The organism is Paucibacter sp. B51, from assembly GCF_027863535.1.
In the GTDB taxonomy this organism is placed as follows: Bacteria; Pseudomonadota; Gammaproteobacteria; order Burkholderiales; family Burkholderiaceae_C; genus Paucibacter_A; species Paucibacter_A aquatilis.
The window spans coordinates 4244477-4262076 of the sequence record NZ_JAPIVN010000001.1; the positions used below are offsets into that span (position 1 = coordinate 4244477).

Consider the following 17600-nt stretch of genomic DNA (forward strand, 5'->3'; position numbering starts at 1 on the left):
GACCGGGCCGCTCGATTAGGGCGGGAAAGCCTGGCCTGTTCCCCGCATGGAGCACGCCCCTCGCGGTCTGGGCCCTGCGGCCCGATCGCAGCGGGAATGCTGGGCAAAGCCGGGCCTTTTCTCGCTTCAGCCGCACTCGCCCGCTGCCGAAAATGGGTTGAACCCTGTTGGAGGGGGAGCGAGCGGCCATGAGTGAGGCCGCCAAACTAGAGCAAAAAAATGTGGAACGCATTTCTGACTCGTTGGGCCAGGAGCCGCGCAGCATCGCCCTCGCGCGGACAACACAACAGCATCGCCAGCCGCCAGAGCACCCTGCCGCCGACCCGCAGCGGCGCGGCCAGCAGCCGCATCTCGCTGAGCGGCAATGATTCCATCTGGCAAAGCCTCTTGCGCTGGATCCCGGGCGACAGCGACCCCTGGGGCGCCAGCCAGCCCCCCTCCCCGGCCGCCAGCCAAAATCTTGCCAGCGCACGCGCCGAGTTCCAGGCCTGCATGGCCGGGCTGTACAGCCCACCGGCCGCCAGCGGCGCCGAGCCTGGCACGCCCCCGCAGGTCGACAGCGTGCGTGAGTTGCAGCGCAGCATCCGCCGCGCCCGCAGCCTGCGCGACCTCTGGCACTTGCGCACCTGGCTGTACACCGAAGTGGCCCGCCAGTTCTCGCAACACGAGGCCGAGCAGCGCCTGCAACGCCTGGACGCCTTGTTCCAGGGCGGCAGCTCGCAGCCCCTGAATGCCGAGCAGCAACGCCTGCTGGCACAGACCCAGGCTCGCGTGCAGGCCAAGCTGCAAGCGCAAGCCCATGCGGAAACGCTGGCGCGCATGCGTCAGGCCCGCAGCGCCCAGAAGGACTCCAAGGCCCAATCCGCGCAGGCACTGAGCGCCGACACCTTCGTGGCCACTCTGTCCGAACCCTGCACCGCGCATTGATTCATGCCAAGAAGACGAAAAGGCTGGCGAGAGGCCGAGCAACGCCATGGAACTGACCTTGCGTGACATCCCCCACTTCCCTCCACCTTGGGCCTTTGCCTGCACGGCCCAAACGGATGAGCGCCGCGGCCGCATCGCGGCCCGCCGCAGCTTTGTGGCACTCAAGCTGTGCTTCATGCGGGCCGCAGCCGAGCTGCGCGGCGTCAGCGGCGAACATCTGCAAACCCTGGTTCGCCAGGCCAGCGAGCCGATCGAGCTGTGGCTGATTCGGGGCAGCCTGCTGGCTGCGCTGGAACGCGCAGGCGAGTCTGGCCTGATGCACAGCGACCGCCTGAAGGAAGCCCTGCACGCAGCCTTGCAAGAGGCCTACCCGGAACGCCCCAGCCTCTGAGGCCTTGCCCGGTTCCACCATGCCCCGGGGAGTCGTGCGGCTCGGTGCAAAATAGGCCTCACGCATGAACATCATCATCCTCGACGACTATCAGGACGCGGTGCGCAAGCTGCACTGCGCGGCCAAGCTGGAGCACCTCAATGCCAAGGTCTTCACCAACACGGTGAAAGGCATCGGCCAGTTGTCGATACGGCTGCGTGACGCCGAGGTGCTGGTGCTGATCCGCGAGCGCACCCAATTCCCGCGCCAGCTGCTGGAGAAGCTGCCCAAGCTCAAGCTGATTGCCCAGACCGGGCGCGTCGGCAACCACATCGACATCGAAGCCTGCACCCGGCTGGGCATTGCAGTGGCTGAAGGTGTGGGCTCGCCGGTGGCGCCGGCCGAGCTGACCTGGGCCTTGATCATGGCCTCGATGCGGCGCCTGCCCCAGTACATCGGCAACCTCAAGCATGGCGCCTGGCAACAGGCCGGGCTCAAGGCCGCGTCCATGCCGCCCAATTTCGGCGTCGGCATGGTTTTGCGCGGCAAGACCCTGGGCATCTGGGGCTACGGCAAGATCGGCCAGATCCTGGCTGGCTATGGCCGCGCCTTTGGCATGCAGGTGCAGGTCTGGGGCAGCGAAGGCTCGCGCCTGCGGGCGCAGAGCGATGGGCTCATTGCGGCTGAGAGCCGCGAAGCGTTTTTTGCCAGCAGCGATGTGCTGAGCCTGCATCTGCGCCTGTGCGAGGCCACCCGCGGCATGATCACCCCCGAAGACCTGGCCCGCATGAAGCCGACCGCCCTGCTGGTCAACACCTCGCGGGCCGAGCTGCTGACCGATGGCGCCCTGGTCTCGGCCCTCAACCGCGGCCGCCCCGGCATGGCCGCCATCGATGTCTTTGAGAGCGAGCCCATCCTGCAAGGCCACCCCCTGCTGCGCCTGGAGAACGCCGTCTGCACACCGCACATCGGCTATGTCGAGCAGGACAGCTACGAGCTGTATTTCAACGCTGCGTTCGACAACATCCTGAACTTCATCAAGAGCGAGCCGACGAACATCGTCAACCCGGAAGCGCTGAAAGTGCTGCGATGAGCGCCACCGAAGCGGCACGCGCGCCGCAGCGCCCGGCTTCGCTCTGGGCCCTGTACCTGGCCTTCAACCGCCTGGCCCTGCAGGGCTTTGGCGGCGTGCTGGCGGTGGCGCAGCGCGAGTTGGTCGAGCGCCTGGGCTGGATGACTCGCGAGGAGTTCGTCGAGACTCTGGCCATCGCCCAGGTCTTGCCCGGGCCCAATGTGGTGAACATCTCGCTGATGATCGGCGACCGTTACTTCGGCCTGCGTGGCGCGTTCGCGGCCTTGGCGGGCATGTTCGTGCTGCCCTCGGTCCTGGTGCTGAGCATGGCGGCGCTCTACGGCAGCGTGTCCCAGCATCCGGTGGTGGGCAATGCCCTGCGCGGCATGGGTGCGGTCTCGGCCGGCTTGATCCTGGCCACCGGCCTCAAGCTGCTGCCGGCGGTCCGCAGCAACCCCATGGGCCGGGCCATCGCAGCCCTGCTGGCCCTGGCCACGCTGCTGGCCGTGGTCTGGCTGCGCCTGCCCCTGCCCTGGTTGGTGTTGCTGCTGGGTGGCCTAGGCATGGCAGCAGCCTGGCGCGGCCTGACGGTCGGCGAGCACACGGAAGGCTGACACCAAGATGCTGGCCAGCGCCCATGTCGACCTGCTCGACCTCTTCCTGCATTTTCTGACCCTGTCCCTGCTGTCCATCGGCGGCGCCATCAGCACGGCACCCGAGATGCACCGCTTTCTCGTCGGCGAACGCCACTGGCTCAGCGACACGGAGTTCACCTCCTCGATCGCCCTGGCCCAGGCCGCACCCGGGCCCAACATCCTGTTCGTGGCCGTGCTGGGCTGGAATGTGGCCGGCCTGAGCGGCGCCTTCGCCGCCATGGCCGGCATCATGCTGCCCTCCACCACCCTGGTGCTGGCCGCCACGCGCTGGGCGCGGCGCAACAAGGACAGCCTGGGCGTGCGCGCCTTCTCGGCCGGCATGGCGCCGCTGACCCTGGGCCTGATGCTGGCCACGGGCTGGCTGCTGGCCGAGCCTTATCTGCGCCTGCCCGAACACCGGCTCGCCACCCTGGCCCTGATCGCGGGCACGGTGCTGCTGACGCTCCAGACCCGGCTCAGCCTGGTCTGGATGGTGCTGGGCGGCGGGGTCTTGGGGGCGCTGGACCTCGTCTGAACCCCGGCGCACTTCATCGCCCGAAGCGCCGCGCTCCGGCCACGCAGAGAATCACCGCCACGGTCACGACCAGCATGGCCGGGCTCACCGCTTCACCGAGCAAGCCGGCCGCCAAGGCCAGGCCGAACAACGGCTGCAAGAGCTGCAGCTGACCCACGCGGGCAATCCCGCCCTGGGCCAGGCCGCGGTACCAGAACACAAAGCCAATCAGCATGCTGAAGAGCGAAACATAGGCCAGCCCCAGCCAGGCCGGCAGGCCGATGCCGCTCCAGCTCACCGGAAGCCGCCACCAGGTCAAGGCCAGCATCAGCGGCAGGGCCAGCACCAGGGCCCAGCAGATCACCTGCCAGCCGCCCAGGCTTCGCGAGAGCCGCGCCCCTTCGGCATAGCCCAGACCGCAGACCAGGATGGCCAGCAACATCAAGGCGTCGCCGCGCGGCGCCAGGCTCAGGCCCTGCGACAGCGCAAAGCCGACCACCAGAAAGCTGCCCAGCAGCGAGAACACCCAGAACACCGGCCGCGGCCGCTCGCCACCGCGCCAGACACCGAAGGCAGCCGTGCTCAGAGGCAGCAGGCCCAGGAAGACGATGGAATGTGCGGCGCTCATCCCCCGCAAGGCCAGGGCGGTGAGCAGCGGGAAACCCAGTACCACGCCCAGGGCCACCAGCAGCAGGGATCGCCACTGCGCCGCCGTCGGCCGCGGCTGGGCCAGCAGCAGCAGCAGGCCCAGGGCCAGCAGACCGGCGATGCTGGCGCGTGCGACGGTGAGAAACAGCGGGTCGAAATCCAGCACCGCCAGCCGCGTGGCCGGGAGCGAGCCGCTGAAGATCAGCACTCCGATGAAGCCATGGAGCCAGCCGCTCGAATTCTTGTCCATACCGTCGTGAGCGCCGCTGAGGGGGGGAGCGCGAAGAGTGACCGCAGCGGCCGATGAGCACAGCCTAAAGCCCGCGATCAATACAATCAAAAAATTGTCATGGATACATCCCCACCGCCATGTCCGCCCCTCGCTACAAACAACTGCTGGACCGCCTGGCCCAGGAAATCCGCAGCGGCGCGCTGCGCCCCGGCACGCGCCTGCCTCCGCTGCGCCAACTGGCCCGGCGTGAAGGCCTGGCCCTGGTGACGGCCAGCCGGGTCTATGCCGAGCTGGCCGGCATGGGCCTGGTCAGCGGCGAGGTGGGCCGCGGCACTTTTGTGCGCGACCCCAGCCTGCCGGCGGGCCATGGCCTGGATCTGGGCGTGCTGGCGCCGGATCTGGTGGATCTGGGCTTCAACTACCCCACCCTGCCCGGTCAGGCCGAGCTGCTGCGCAGCGGCCTGCGCCAGCTGGCGCAGGGCGGCGACCTGGAGGCCATGCTGCGCTACCAGCCCCACGGCGGCCGCCCGCATGACCGTGCGACCGTGGCCCGCCATCTGGCCAGCCGCGGCCTTTCCAGCTGCGGCGAACAGGTGCTGCTGGTGGACGGCGCCCAGCACGGCCTGGCCTGCGTAGGCCTGGCCCTGCTGCAACCGGGCGATGTGGTGGCGATCGATGCACTGAGCTACCCCGGCTTTCGCCTGCTGGCCGAAACCCTGAGGCTGGAGCTGGTGGCCGTGCCGGCCGCCCGCCATGGGGCGGGGCCCGATCTGGCCGCGCTGAATCGCCTGTGCCAGCAGCGCCGCGTGCGCGCGCTCTACACCATGCCCACCCTGCACAACCCGCTGGGCTGGGTCATGGGGCTGGCCGAGCGCGAGGCCCTGGCCGCGCTGGCCGAACAGCATGAGCTGCTGCTGATCGAGGACGCGGCCTACGCCTATCTGGTGGAGCGGGCACCGCCGCCTCTGGCCATGCTGGCGCCCGAGCGCACGGTCTACATCTCCGGCCTGTCGAAAAGCGTGGCGGCCGGTTTGCGCCTGGGTTTTGTGCATGCCCCGAAAGCATGGATTGCCGCACTCGAGCGTGCCATCCGCGCCAGCACCTGGAGCACGCCGGGCCTGACCACGGCCCTGGGCTGCGCCTGGCTGGAAGACGGCACGGTGGACCGGCTGGAGCGCGAGAAACGCGCCGACGCCCGTGAGCGCCAGCGCCTGGCGGCCGAGTTGCTCGGGCCCCTGCCCCGCATCGGCCACCCGGGCTCCTACTTTTTATGGCTGCCGCTGGGCGAGGACGTCCGCGCCGACCGGGTGGCGGCCGAGCTGCTGCAAGGCGGCATCTCGGTCTCCACCGCCGCGCCCTACACCGGCAAGCGCGACGGCAGCGAGCCCCAGGCCATACGCCTGGCCCTGGGCTCCGTGGACAGGGCCGCGCTGGCACCGGCCCTGCGCGAGGTGCGCCGGGTCATCGAGGCGCACAGCGTTCTCTGAAAAAACGCGCTCAGGCGTCCTTGGTGCCGAAGATCTTGTCGCCCGCGTCGCCGAGGCCCGGGATGATGTAGCCCTGCTCGTTGAGATGGCTGTCGATGGCGGCCGTCCAGCAGCGAACCTCAGGATGAGCCTTGTTGAGAGCCGCCACGCCTTCGGGCGCGGCCACCAGCACCAGGGCGCGGATGTCTTTGCAGCCGCGCGCCTTGAGCAGATCGATGGTGGCGATCATGGAACCGGCCGTGGCCAGCATGGGGTCGATGATGAGGGCGGTACGCTCGCCCAGATGGCCGACGAACTTGTCGAAGTAGTTGACCGGCTTCAGGGTCTCGTGATCGCGGGCCAGGCCGACGACCGAGATCTTGGCATTGGGGATCATGTCCAGCACGCCGTCCATCATGCCCAGACCGGCCCGCAGAATCGGCACCACCGTGACCTTGCGGCCGGCGATCTGGTCGATCTCGACCGGGCCGCACCAGCCCTCGATGGTGGTTTTTTCCAGCGGGAAGTCGGCCGTGGCCTCGTAGGCCAGCAGGCGCGCCACCTCGCCCGTCAACTCGCGGAACTTCTTGGTCGAGATGTCGGCCTCGCGCATCAGGCCGATCTTGTGTTTGACGAGGGGGTGCTGGACTTCGATGACGGCCATGGCTGTGCTCTTCTTCGGGGGAGGCAAAAACTGCGGGAGGGGGGCGATTATCCCTGGCGGGCGCGGCGCTGACGCAGGGCCTCGTAGAGGCACACGCCGGCGGCGACCGAGACATTCAGGCTTTCCACCGCACCCAGCATGGGGATGCTGACCAGCTCATCGCAGGTCTTGGCGGTGAGCTGGCGCAGGCCATCCCCCTCGGCGCCCAGCACCAGGGCCACCGGGCGGTTCAGGTCGATGTCGTAGATCGATTTCGTCGCCTGGTCCGAGGTGCCGATGATCCAGATGTCGCGCTCTTTCAGCTCATTGAGCGAGCGGGCGAGATTGGTCACCATCAGATAGGGCACGGTCTCTGCCGCGCCGCTGGCCACCTTGGCCACGGTGGCGTTCAGGCCGACGGCATGGTCCTTGGGGGCGATCACCGCGTTGGCGCCGGCGCCATCGGCCACGCGCAGGCAGGCGCCGAGGTTGTGCGGGTCGGTCACGCCGTCCAGCACCAGCAGCAGGGGCTGAACCTCGGCCGCTTCCAGGTCCTCCATCACCGCGTCCAGCGAATGCTGCATGGCCAGGGGCTGCACCCGGGCGACCACGCCCTGGTGGCGGCTGCTGCCGGCCAGCTTGCCCAAGCGATCGTCGTCGCTGTCGACCAGCTTGGCGCCGGCTTCGGTGGCGCGCTCGACAAACTGGCGCATGCGCTGGTCGCGCCGTGTGGCGTCGACATGGATCTCGCTGATGGATTTGGGGTGCGTCTTCAGGCGCACGGTCACGGCATGGAAGCCGAAGAGGATTTTGTTGCTGGTGCTGCTGCTCATCCGCGCATCGTAGCGGCTGCAGTCAACAAACCGATCAAAACCGGCTGATGCAGCATGTAGAAACTCAGGGACCAGCGACCCAGCACGGCCAGCAGCTGCAGCGGCGCCGGCAGCACGCCTCCCAACCAGGCCGGGCGTGCAGCCAGCAGCCAGCGGCCGCCGGCATAGCCCCAGAGCATCATGCCCAGCCAGGGCAGCACGGGCACAAAATCCTCGGCGATCGGCAAGCGCGTGACCAGGCCGACCCAGTTGGTCCAGCGGCTGTCGAAGAAGGGATGTGACCAGAGCTGCGGCGCCAGCCAGGCCAGCAGGCCCAGGCCCAGGCAGGCCCAGAGCGGCAAGCGCGGCCCGATGGCTCGCAGGATCAAGAGCATCACCGCCATGCCGTGCAGCACGCCAAAGCTGATGAAGCTGCGCGGGAACATCAGCGCCGAGCCGGCGCTGACCAGAAGCGCACAGCCCGCCACCTGGGCCCAGCGGCGCCAGAAACGCGACCAGGGCTGGCCCTGGTGCAAGGCCAAGGCCTGGCCCAGGCCGGCGCACAGCAGGAAGAGGCTGACGATGGCGCTGCGCTGCCCGGTCCAGAAGGGGTCGCGGTAGAAGTTCTGCTGGATCCAGCCAAAGTGGTTGAGGTCAAAGCAGAAATGGAACAGCGCCATCCAGACGATGGCCGCGCCGCGCAAGGCGTCCAGCCGCGGCACGCGTTGCAGCGGCGCTGGAGTGGGAGTGAGGGGCGAATCAGGGGCCAAAACAGTGCCGCAAGAGGAGTCAGAATGGCGGCAGTCTACGGGCAAGGCCGGGCCGCAGCCGCGCGCACATCCGCTGCGGGCTGCCCGGCATGCGCCGAGCATGACCGGCGCCACGCCTTGAATCCCCGCAATTCAGACCGACCTGCCACACTCGCCTGCTTTTTTCATTCAACTGCCCCGCCACGCCCGATGAAACTGCCCACCGCCCCCGCCTCTCAAGCCGCCCTGCTCGCCCTGGCCTTGCTGGCCGGTGTGGGCTTGAGCGCCTGCTGGCCCAATACCGCGCAGAGCAAGCCGCAGGCCGAGCCGCGCGCCGTGCAGCCGCGTGGCCCGCTCGATGCCGCTGAACTGAACAACATCAACGTCTTCAAAAAGGTGTCGCCCTCGGTGGTGCACATCACCACCCTGGCCCTGAGCCGCGATCTGTTCTCCATGAACATCACGCAGCAGCCGCGCGGCACGGGCACCGGCTTCATCTGGGACGATGCCGGCCATGTGGTGACCAATTTCCACGTGATCCAGGACGGCGACGCCGCCACCGTCACCCTGTCGGACCAAAGCAGCTACCCGGCCAAGCTGGTGGGCAGCTTCCCCGACCGTGACCTGGCCGTGCTGCGCATCGAGGCGCCCAAGGAGAAGCTCGCCGCCATCGCCATCGGCAGCAGCCGCGAGCTGCAGGTGGGCCAGGCCGTGTACGCCATCGGCAACCCCTTCGGCCTGGACCAGACCCTGACCCTGGGCATCGTCAGCGCCCTCAACCGCGAGATCGAGTCGGTCACCCGCCGCACCATCCGTGGTGCTATCCAGACCGATGCGGCCATCAACCCAGGCAATTCGGGCGGCCCCCTGCTCGATTCGGCCGGCCGGCTGATCGGCGTCAACACCTCGATCTACAGCCCCAGCGGCGCCAGCGCCGGTATCGGCTTTGCGATTCCCGTGGACGAGGTCAACCGCATCGTGCCGCGCCTCATCCGCGACGGCCGCCTGATCCGCCCGGCCCTGGGCATCACGGCCGCGCCCGAGAACGTCAACCAGGCGCTCAAGCTGCCCAAGGGCGTGGCCCTGCTGCGCGTCTCGCCGGGCAGCCCGGCGGCGCAAGCCGGCCTGCAGGTGTTTGCCCGCGGCCGCGACGGCAGCGTGATCGCCGGCGATGTGATCACCGCCATCAACGACGAGCCGGTGCGCGATCTGGACGAAATGCTCAGCCTGCTGGAGAGCCGCCAGGTCGGCGAGCGCGTGACCCTGAGCCTGTGGAACGCCGGCAAGACCCGCAAGCAGGCGGTGCAGCTGGGCAGCGCCGACTGAGCGATAAAAAAGGCCGGCCCTCGCCACACCACCGCAGCTCCGCGCTTCCCCGGCTGGCAGGTCCCGGGGCCTGTGTTACCGTCAAAGCAAACGACTTTTTCTGTGACCGAGCCTCCCGGCGATGAGCCTGCAAACCCAGCCCCCGGCCACCAGCCCTGCCGCAGCGCCTGACTCGCCGAGCCTGTCCCGCATCCTGCCGGCCTACTGGCCGGCCCTGCTGACCGCCTTGGTCAGCCTGACCCTGTGCATTGCCCTGGCCTGGATGCGCCACGGCCAAACCCTGGCGGCCGAAGAAGCGCAGGTGCAGCAAGAACTCAACGCCCTGCGCAGTCGCCTGGAAGCGGTGGCGCAAACCACGTTTGCGCCGACCCTCGGCCTTGAGGCCCTGATCCGGCTCGACGGCGGCATCTCGGACGCCCGCTTCCAGGCCATGAGCAGCCAGGTGATCCGCCTGCTGCCCCATGTGCGCAGCATCGTTGCCGCCCCCAACGACGTGGCTGAGTTCGTCTATCCCCTGGCTGGCAACGAAGCGGTCTATCGCCTGGACTACCGCAGCATCCCGCGCCAGTACGAGCAGGTGCAACTCGCCCGACGCCTGGGCCAGCCCTTGCTGGTCGGGCCGGTGCAGCTGGTCCAGGGCGGCCAAGGCTTGATCCAACGCGTGCCCGTGTTCCTGCCACGGCCCGAAGGCCAGGCGCCGCAGTACTGGGGCGTGATCTCGGTGGTGGCCGACCTGCCCCGCTTCATGGAGAGCACCGGCCTGGCCAATCGCCAGGATCTGCGCCTGGGCCTCTACCATACGGGCCAGCCCGCCGAGCACCTGGGCGCGGTGATCTGGGGCGACCGCAGCCTGCCGCAGCGCCGGCCGGTGCTGCAGACTGTCAACCTGCCCGGCGCCGTCTGGACCCTGGCGGCCGTGCCGGCCCAGGGCTGGAGCCAGGGGCCGAGCTGGCGGTCGATCGAGACGGCCTTGTCGGTCGGGGTGAGCCTGGTGCTGACTTGGCTGGCCGGCCTGCTGGTCTACCGGCGCCGCCTGCTGGTCAGCCACAACCGCGCCCTGGCCGAGGAAATTGCCCACAGCCGCCAGGTGCAGAGCGCCCTGGATGCCGAGCACGCCCGCTTTCGCAGCCTGACCGAGCTGTCCACCGACTGGGTCTGGGAACAGGACCGCGAGCTGCGCCTGAGCTACATCTCGCGCCCGGCTGAGAAAGCCTCGCAAGTGCCTTCGCAGGCCTTGTTGGGCATGAAGCGCTGGGAGTCGCCCGCCCTGGTGCCCGGGGTCGATTGGGCCGCACATCAGGCCATGCTGGAGCGCCACGAAGCCTTCCGCGATTTCGAGTACGCGCACTACGCGGGCGATGGATCCGTCCGTTATGTCAGCGTCTCGGGTACGCCCTTTTTCGACGCGCATGGCGAATTCGCCGGCTACCGTGGCACCGGCCGCAACATCACGGCGGCCAAACAAGCCGAGCAGGCCTTGATCGAATCGCAAGCGGCGCTGACCGAGACGCTGAACCGCCTGCAAGCCATCCTCGACTCGGCCAGCGAAGTGGCCATCATCGCCACCGATCTGGACGGCCGCATCACTGTCTTCAACCGCGGCGCCGAGCGCATGCTGGGCTACAACGAGCGCGAGATGCTGGGCCGCTACCCGGATTTCCTGCATCGGCGTGAAGAGGTCAGGCAACGGGCCGTCGAGCTGAGCGCCGAGTTGGGCGAAACCATCCAGGGTTTCGACACGTTTGTTGCCAAGGCCCGCGTGCTTGGCAGCGAGACCCGGGTCTGGACCTATCTGCGCAAGGACGGCAGCGCGCTCGATGTCTCGCTGACCGTCAGCCTGGTGCGCGACCGCGGCGGCCCGGCCATGGGCTATCTGGGCATCGCCCGCGACATCACCGAGCAACGCCAGGCCGAGCGCGCCCTGGTGCAGCTCAACGCCGAACTGGAAGACCGGGTCAGCAGCCGCACGATTGAGCTGACCGAAGCCATGCACACCTTGCGCCAGGCCCAGGATGAGCTGCTGCGCTCGGAGAAGATGGCGGCCCTGGGCTCCCTGGTGGCCGGCGTGGCCCATGAGCTGAACACCCCGCTGGGCAACTGCCTGACCACGGCCTCGACTTTGGAGGAACGCACCCGAGAGATTCAGGCCGAGTTCGAGGGCACGGGCCTGCGCCGCCAGCGCCTGGCCGACTACCTGCGCGACGCCGGCACGGCGGCCAGCATCCTGCTGCGATCGCTGAGCACCTCGACCGAGCTGGTGGCGCATTTCAAGCAACTCTCGGTCGACCAGACCAGCTCGCAGCGCCGTGCCTTCGACCTGGCCAGCGCCCTGGACGATGTGCTGAGCCTGCTGCGCCCGCGCCTGCGCACAACGCCGTATCAAGTGGTCTGCGAGGTGCACACCCAGCGCCCGCTGGACAGCTACCCCGGCCCCCTGGGCCAGGTGATCAACAACCTGGTGCTGAACGCCCTGCTGCATGCCTTCGGCGGCCGCGAGCACGGGCGCCTGTCCATCCGTGCCGATGAGCTCTCGCCCGACTGGCTGCTGCTGGTGGTCGAGGACGACGGTGTGGGCATGAGCGAGGCAGTGCGGCGACGCGCCTTCGACCCCTTCTTCACCACCAAGATGGGCAGCGGCGGCACCGGTCTGGGCCTGAACATCGTCTACAACATCGTCACCGGCATCCTGGGCGGCCAGATCGAGCTGAGCAGCGAGCCCGGCAAGGGCAGCCGCTTCACCTTCCGCCTGCCCTATGTGGCGCCGCAGCTCTCGGCCAAGGCCGAGGAGCGCGCCCATGACCCCAGGCCTGTGCCGAAGCCGCCGAACTCCTAGACTCGGGGTATGACCCGACGCTCCATCCCGCTGTCGATTCTCGACCTCGCCCCCATCGTCGAAGGCAGCGACGCGCGCAGCGCCCTGCTGAACAGCATCGCCCTGGCCCGCCATGCCGATGCCTTGGGCTACCGGCGCTTCTGGATGGCCGAACACCACAATATGGACGGCGTGGCCAGTGCCGCCACCGCGGTCTTGATCGGGCGGCTGGCCGCCGCAACCACGCGCATCCGGGTCGGCTCAGGCGGCGTGATGCTGCCCAACCATGCGCCGCTGACGGTGGCCGAGGCCTTTGGCACCCTGGCCACGCTCTACCCCGGCCGCATCGATCTGGGCTTAGGGCCTGTTAACACGACGTCGATGGGTCGCGTTGCCGGCCAGAAAGGCCGCAGGCAAGGCGCGAACCGCAGCCGGGTTGGACACCCGGCGAGGATTTGCAACGTGGCCGGCGGTCTTTCTGGCCGCAACCCTGCGGGAAGGCTCGACTCAGCGGGCCAGGCGTCGTTGCGGCGCTGGCCCGCACGCGAGTGCGGGCGGCACGGTGCGCCTAGCCTGACCCGCTGAGGCGAGCCTTCGCGACCCATCGACGTCGTGTTAACAGGCCCAAGGCCGCGCACCGGGCACCGGGCACCGATGGCCCCACCATGCGGGCCCTGCGCCGCCACCTGAGCAGCGCTTCTGAGGATCGCTTCCCCGAGGATGTGATGGAGCTGCAGGCCTATCTGGCGCCGGCCCGAGAGGGGCAGCTCGTGCGCGCCATCCCTGGCCAGGGCACCGAGGTGCCAGTCTGGCTTCTGGGCTCCAGCCTCTACAGCGCGCAGCTGGCGGCCTATCTGGGCCTGCCCTTTGCGTTTGCCTCGCATTTCGCGCCCGAGTTGCTGCAACAGGCGCTCGATCTCTACCGCAGCCAGTACCGGCCCAGCGCGGCACATCCGAAATCCCACGCCATGGTGGCGCTCAATGTGATCGTGGCCGACAGCGATGCCGAGGCGGGCCGCTTGTTCAGCTCCCTGCAGCAGCGCTTTTTGGGCATGCAGCGCGGCCAGCGTGGTCCGCTGCCGCGGCCGGTGGACAGCATGGCGCCGCTGTGGGCGGCCGCCTCGCCGGCCGAACGTCTGGGGGCTGAGCGCATGCTGGCCGAATCCATCGTCGGCTCACCGGTGACGGTGCGCGCCGGCCTGCGCACCACGCAGGAACGCACCGGCGCCGACGAGTTCATCGTCGCCGCGGCGGTGCATGATTTCCAGGCCCGGCTGCACTCCTACGAGCTGCTGGCCTGATCAGCCCAGGGCCTTGCGGGCGTTGCGGAACATCCGCATCCACGGGCTGAACGCGCTGACGTCGCCCGAAGTCCAGCTCAGCTGCACATTGCGAAACACGCGCTCTGGGTGCGGCATCAGCACGGTGAAACGGCCATCGGCGGTGGTCACCGAGGTCAGGCCGTCCGGGCTCCCGTTGGGGTTGAGCGGATAGGTCTCGGTGGCTTGCCCCGAATGGTCGACATAGCGCATGGCGCGTGCGACCTGGGCGGCATCGCCGCGCTGCGAGAAGTCGGCAAAACCTTCACCATGCGCCACGGCGATGGGCAGGCGGCTGCCGGCCATGCCCTGGAAGAACAGGCTGGGCGACTCCAGCACTTCCACCATGGCAAGGCGGGCCTCGAACTGCTCGCTCTTGTTGCGCGTGAACTTGGGCCAGTGCTGCGCGCCCGGGATGATGGGCGACAGCGCCGCCATCATCTGGCAGCCATTGCACACGCCCAGAGCAAAGCTGTCGCCGCGAGCGAAGAAAGCCTTGAACTGCTCGGCCAGCACCGGGTTGAACATCACCGAGCGGGCCCAGCCTTCGCCGGCGCCCAGGGTGTCGCCGTAGCTGAAACCGCCGCAGGCCACAAAGCCCTTGAACTGCTCCAGCGTCACCGCGCCGGCCTGCAGATCGCTCATGTGCACGTCGTAGGTGTCGAAGCCGGCCTGCGCCATGGCATAGCTCATCTCGACATGCGAGTTGACGCCCTGCTCGCGCAGGATGGCCAGCTTGGGGCGGGCGCCGGTGGCGATGAAGGGCGCGGCCACATCCTCGTTCGGGTCGAAGCTCAGGTGCACATGGCGGCCGGGGTCGCTGGCCAGGCCCGCCTGGGCATGCTCACTGTCGGCGCAGGCCGGGTTGTCGCGCAGCTGGTTGATGCGCCAGGACACCTCGTCCCAGCTCTTGTGCAGCTGTTCCAGCGATTCGCTGTAGACCTTCTTGGCATCGCGCCAGACCTCGACCTGGCCGTTGCCATTGGGCTTGCCCACCACATGGCTGAGCTTGGACAGGCCGTGGCGGCGCAGCACCTGCAGCACGGCGTCGCGGTCGGCGGTGCGCACCTGCAGCAGCACGCCCAGCTCTTCGCTGAACAAGGCCTTGAGCGTCAGCTCTTCGCGGCGTGCGCCCACCTGGGTGGCCCAGTTCTTGGCGTCGCCGGTGTCGGCGCGGCTGTCGCTGACGCCGTCCCCCTCGGTGACCAGCATGTCGACATTGAGGCTCACGCCCACATGGCCGGCAAAAGCCATTTCGCAGGCCGTGGCCCAGAGTCCGCCGTCACCGCGGTCGTGATACGCCAGCAGCTGGCCGGCGGCGCGCAGCTCATTGACTGCCGCGACCAGGCTCTTGAGCAAGCCCGCGTCGTCCAGATCCGGCACGGCGCCACCAAACTGGTTCAGGGCCTGGGCCAGGATGGAGCCGCCCATGCGGTGCTGGCCGGCACCCAGGTCGACCAGGATCAGACTGGTGTCGCCGGCATCGGTCTTGAGCTGGGGCGTCAGCGTGCCGCGCACATCGGCCACCGAGGCGAACGCGGTGATGATCAAGGAGACGGGGGCTGTCACCTGCTGCTCGGCGCCTTGTGCGTCGCTCCAGCGGGTGCGCATGGACAGGGAGTCCTTGCCCACGGGGATGGACACGCCCAGCGCCGGGCACAGCTCCATGCCGACCGCCTTGACGGTGTCGAACAGGGCGGCGTCTTCACCAGGCTCGCCGCAGGCGGCCATCCAGTTGGCGCTGAGCTTGACGCGGGGCAGCTCGATCGGTGCGGCCAACAAGTTGGTGATGGATTCAGCCACCGCCATGCGGCCCGAGGCCGGGCCGTCCACAGCCGCCAGCGGCGTGCGCTCGCCCATGGCCATGGCTTCACCGGCGAAGCCCTTGTAATCGGCCAGGGTCACGGCGCAATCGGCCACCGGCACCTGCCAGGGTCCGACCATCTGGTCGCGGCTGTTCAGGCCGCCCACGGTGCGGTCACCGATGGTGATCAGGAAGCGCTTGGAGGCCACGGTCGGGTGGCGCAGCACGGTCTGGGCCACGCTGGCCAGGCTGACGCCGTTCAGGTCCAAGGTGCCGGCATCGCGGGCGACGCGGCTGACCTCGCGGTGCATCTTGGGCGGCTTGCCCAGCAGCACGTCCATGGGCATGTCCACAGCGCGCTGGCCGCCGGGGCCGTCCTCCAGGATCAGCTCGCGCTGCTCGGTGGTCACGCCAACGACAGCGAAGGGGCAGCGCTCACGCTCGCACATGCGCTGGAACAGGTCCAGGCTGTCGGCTGCAATCGCCAGCACATAGCGCTCCTGGCTCTCGTTGCACCAGATTTCCTTGGGCGCCATGCCGGACTCTTCCAGCGGCACCTTGCGCAGATCGAAGACCGCGCCGCGATGGGCATCGTTGACCAGCTCAGGGAAGGCATTGGAGATGCCACCGGCGCCCACATCGTGGATGGCCAGGATGGGGTTCTTCTCGCCCAGACCCCAGCAGTGGTTGATCACCTCCTGCACGCGCCGTTCGATTTCGGGGTTACCACGCTGGACCGAGTCGAAGTCCAGGTCGGCGGTGTTGGTGCCGGCCGCCATCGAGCTGGCGGCGCTGCCGCCCATGCCGATGCGCATGCCGGGGCCACCCAGCTGCACCAGCAGGGAGCCGGCGGGGAACTCGATCTTCTGCGTCTGGTCGTCACGGATGGCGCCCAGGCCGCCGGCGATCATGATGGGCTTGTGGTAGCCGCGCTGCACGCCGTCCACCTTCTGCTCGTAGACGCGGAAGTAGCCGTTCAGATTGGGGCGGCCGAACTCATTGTTGAAGGCCGCGCCACCGAGCGGGCCTTCGATCATGATCTGCAAGGCGCTGGCGATGTGGCTGGGCTTGCCAACCGGATTCTGCTCCCAGGGCTCGCTCAGGCCAGGCAGGTGCAGGTTGGAGACCGAAAAGCCGGTCAGGCCGGCCTTGGGGCGGGAGCCGCGGCCGGTGGCGCCTTCGTCACGGATTTCACCGCCGGCGCCGGTCGAGGCACCGGGATAGGGCGAAATGGCGGTCGGGTGGTTGTGGGTCTCGACCTTCATCAGCACATGGGCCAGCTCCTCGCGGGCCTGGTACTGCGGCGCGCGCTGGTCGCCGGCCGGCATCCAGCGCTCGATGCGGTGGCCTTCCATGACCGAGGCATTGTCCGAATAGGCCTTGACCGTGTGCTGCGGGCTCAGCTTCTCGGTGTTGCGGATCATGCCGAACAGGCTCAGATCCTGGTCGACGCCGTCGACCGTGAACTTGGCATTGAAGATCTTGTGGCGGCAATGCTCGGAATTGGCCTGCGCGAACATCATCAGCTCGACGTCGCTGGGATTGCGCTTCAGGGTCTGGAAGGCGTTTTCGAGGTAGTCGATCTCGTCTTCGGACAGGGCCAGGCCGAAGGTCTTGTTGGCGGCCACCAGGGCAGCGCGGCCCTGGCCCAGCACATCGACATGCTCCAGCGGCTGGGCGGTCTTCTCATCGAACAGGTGGGCGGCGTTCTCGCGGGCCAGCAGCACGCTCTCGGTCATGCGGTCGTGCAGCAGATCGGCGCAGGCGATCAGCTCGGCCTGGCTCAGGGTCTTGGTGCCGCCCAGCGGGCCGCTCTTGAGGGTGATGCGGTACTCGGTGACGCGCTCGACGCGGTGGATGTTCAGGCCGCAGTTGTGGGCGATGTCGGTGGCCTTGGAAGCCCAGGGGCTGACCGTGCCCAGGCGCGGCGCCACCACCACCAGATGGCCGTCTTCGCCGCCCACATAGGCATCGCCATAGTTCAGCAGCGCGGCCAGCTTGGCGCCAGCGTCTGCATCCAGGGCTGCGTCAGCCCAGACCCAATGCACATGGCGCGCTTGCACACCATTGATACGTTCGTTGATCGCCTGCAGCTGCGGCAGCAAGGCCTGAGCCCGGAAGGCGGATAGAGCGTTGCCGCCCTCGAAAGAAAGCAAGTGCTTGGGTGTTGCCATGGTGTCCCGCGTGGATGGCACGGCCAAGATGCCGTGTGAAGGTGCGGGATTCTACCGAGAGCGCGGGGCCTGGCCGGACAAAGCGGCAAAGGGGCCT

Annotated in this window: 13 protein-coding genes and 2 pseudogenes; 10 read left to right on the top strand and 5 right to left on the bottom strand. The window is 68.5% G+C overall.

From position 1 onward, the window contains the following. Positions 1-219: 219 nt before the first annotated feature. The 5 genes from OOB33_RS17855 to OOB33_RS17875 all read left to right on the top strand — a co-directional run bounded on the left by OOB33_RS17855 (position 220) and on the right by OOB33_RS17875 (position 3539). Positions 220-927 (top strand): hypothetical protein, encoded by a 708-nt coding sequence (locus OOB33_RS17855; RefSeq protein ID WP_271009654.1) that lies wholly within the window; start codon positions 220-222, stop codon positions 925-927. Between the two features lie 46 nt (positions 928-973). Then, positions 974-1318: a hypothetical protein gene (locus OOB33_RS17860; RefSeq protein WP_171829150.1), complete on the top strand. Its 345-nt coding sequence runs from the start codon at positions 974-976 to the stop codon at positions 1316-1318. 64 nt (positions 1319-1382) lie between these two features. Next, positions 1383-2390 (top strand): D-2-hydroxyacid dehydrogenase family protein, encoded by a 1008-nt coding sequence (locus tag OOB33_RS17865; RefSeq protein ID WP_271009655.1) that lies wholly within the window; start codon positions 1383-1385, stop codon positions 2388-2390. Then, the gene (locus tag OOB33_RS17870) at positions 2387-2983 is read left to right on the top strand and encodes a chromate transporter (protein ID WP_271009656.1); all 597 of its coding nucleotides are present in this window, start codon (positions 2387-2389) and stop codon (positions 2981-2983) included. Before OOB33_RS17865 ends, OOB33_RS17870 begins: the two co-directional genes overlap by 4 nt. A gap of 7 nt (positions 2984-2990) precedes the next feature. Beyond that, entirely contained in the window at positions 2991-3539 is a 549-nt protein-coding gene (locus tag OOB33_RS17875) for a chromate transporter (protein WP_271009657.1), read from the top strand. A 13-nt stretch (positions 3540-3552) separates the two neighbouring features. On the opposite strand, the gene OOB33_RS17880 is transcribed toward OOB33_RS17875, so the two are convergent. Further along, entirely contained in the window at positions 3553-4416 is an 864-nt protein-coding gene (locus OOB33_RS17880) for a DMT family transporter (RefSeq protein WP_271009658.1), read from the bottom strand. Positions 4417-4535: 119 nt separating this feature from the next. Here OOB33_RS17880 and OOB33_RS17885 point away from each other — a divergent pair, with 119 nt between their 5' ends. Further along, positions 4536-5885, top strand: coding sequence for an aminotransferase-like domain-containing protein (locus OOB33_RS17885; protein WP_271009659.1), 1350 nt, complete (start codon positions 4536-4538; stop codon positions 5883-5885). Between the two features lie 10 nt (positions 5886-5895). On the opposite strand, the gene upp is transcribed toward OOB33_RS17885, so the two are convergent. From upp to OOB33_RS17900, 3 genes are read right to left on the bottom strand one after another with little or no spacing between them, the layout of a single operon-like run. Next, entirely contained in the window at positions 5896-6528 is a 633-nt protein-coding gene (gene upp, locus OOB33_RS17890; protein WP_102766941.1) for a uracil phosphoribosyltransferase, read from the bottom strand. A 47-nt stretch (positions 6529-6575) separates the two neighbouring features. Continuing rightward, entirely contained in the window at positions 6576-7340 is a 765-nt protein-coding gene (rlmB, locus tag OOB33_RS17895) for a 23S rRNA (guanosine(2251)-2'-O)-methyltransferase RlmB (protein WP_102766942.1), read from the bottom strand. Next, positions 7337-8050, bottom strand: a complete 714-nt coding sequence (locus OOB33_RS17900) for a DUF1624 domain-containing protein (RefSeq protein WP_271010078.1) — start codon at positions 8048-8050, stop codon at positions 7337-7339. Before OOB33_RS17900 ends, rlmB begins: the two co-directional genes overlap by 4 nt. A 228-nt stretch (positions 8051-8278) precedes the next feature. Between OOB33_RS17900 and OOB33_RS17905 the strand changes: the two genes are divergently transcribed. The 4 genes and pseudogenes from OOB33_RS17905 to OOB33_RS17920 form a co-directional block, all read left to right on the top strand. Beyond that, positions 8279-9394 carry a S1C family serine protease gene (locus OOB33_RS17905; RefSeq protein ID WP_271009660.1) on the top strand — a complete coding sequence of 372 codons (1116 nt, stop codon included), beginning with the start codon at positions 8279-8281 and terminating at the stop codon, positions 9392-9394. A gap of 121 nt (positions 9395-9515) precedes the next feature. Next, the gene (locus OOB33_RS17910; RefSeq protein ID WP_271009661.1) at positions 9516-12227 is read left to right on the top strand and encodes a PAS domain S-box protein; all 2712 of its coding nucleotides are present in this window, start codon (positions 9516-9518) and stop codon (positions 12225-12227) included. A 9-nt stretch (positions 12228-12236) separates the two neighbouring features. After that, positions 12237-12635, top strand: a pseudogene (locus OOB33_RS17915) (MsnO8 family LLM class oxidoreductase); the annotation flags it as partial. A 209-nt stretch (positions 12636-12844) separates the two neighbouring features. Continuing rightward, positions 12845-13507 (top strand): annotated as a pseudogene (locus OOB33_RS17920) (MsnO8 family LLM class oxidoreductase); the annotation flags it as partial. Here OOB33_RS17920 and purL read toward each other — a convergent pair. Continuing rightward, positions 13508-17503 (bottom strand): phosphoribosylformylglycinamidine synthase, encoded by a 3996-nt coding sequence (gene purL, locus OOB33_RS17925; RefSeq protein ID WP_271009662.1) that lies wholly within the window; start codon positions 17501-17503, stop codon positions 13508-13510. It abuts the pseudogene before it with no gap. Positions 17504-17600 lie beyond the last annotated feature (97 nt).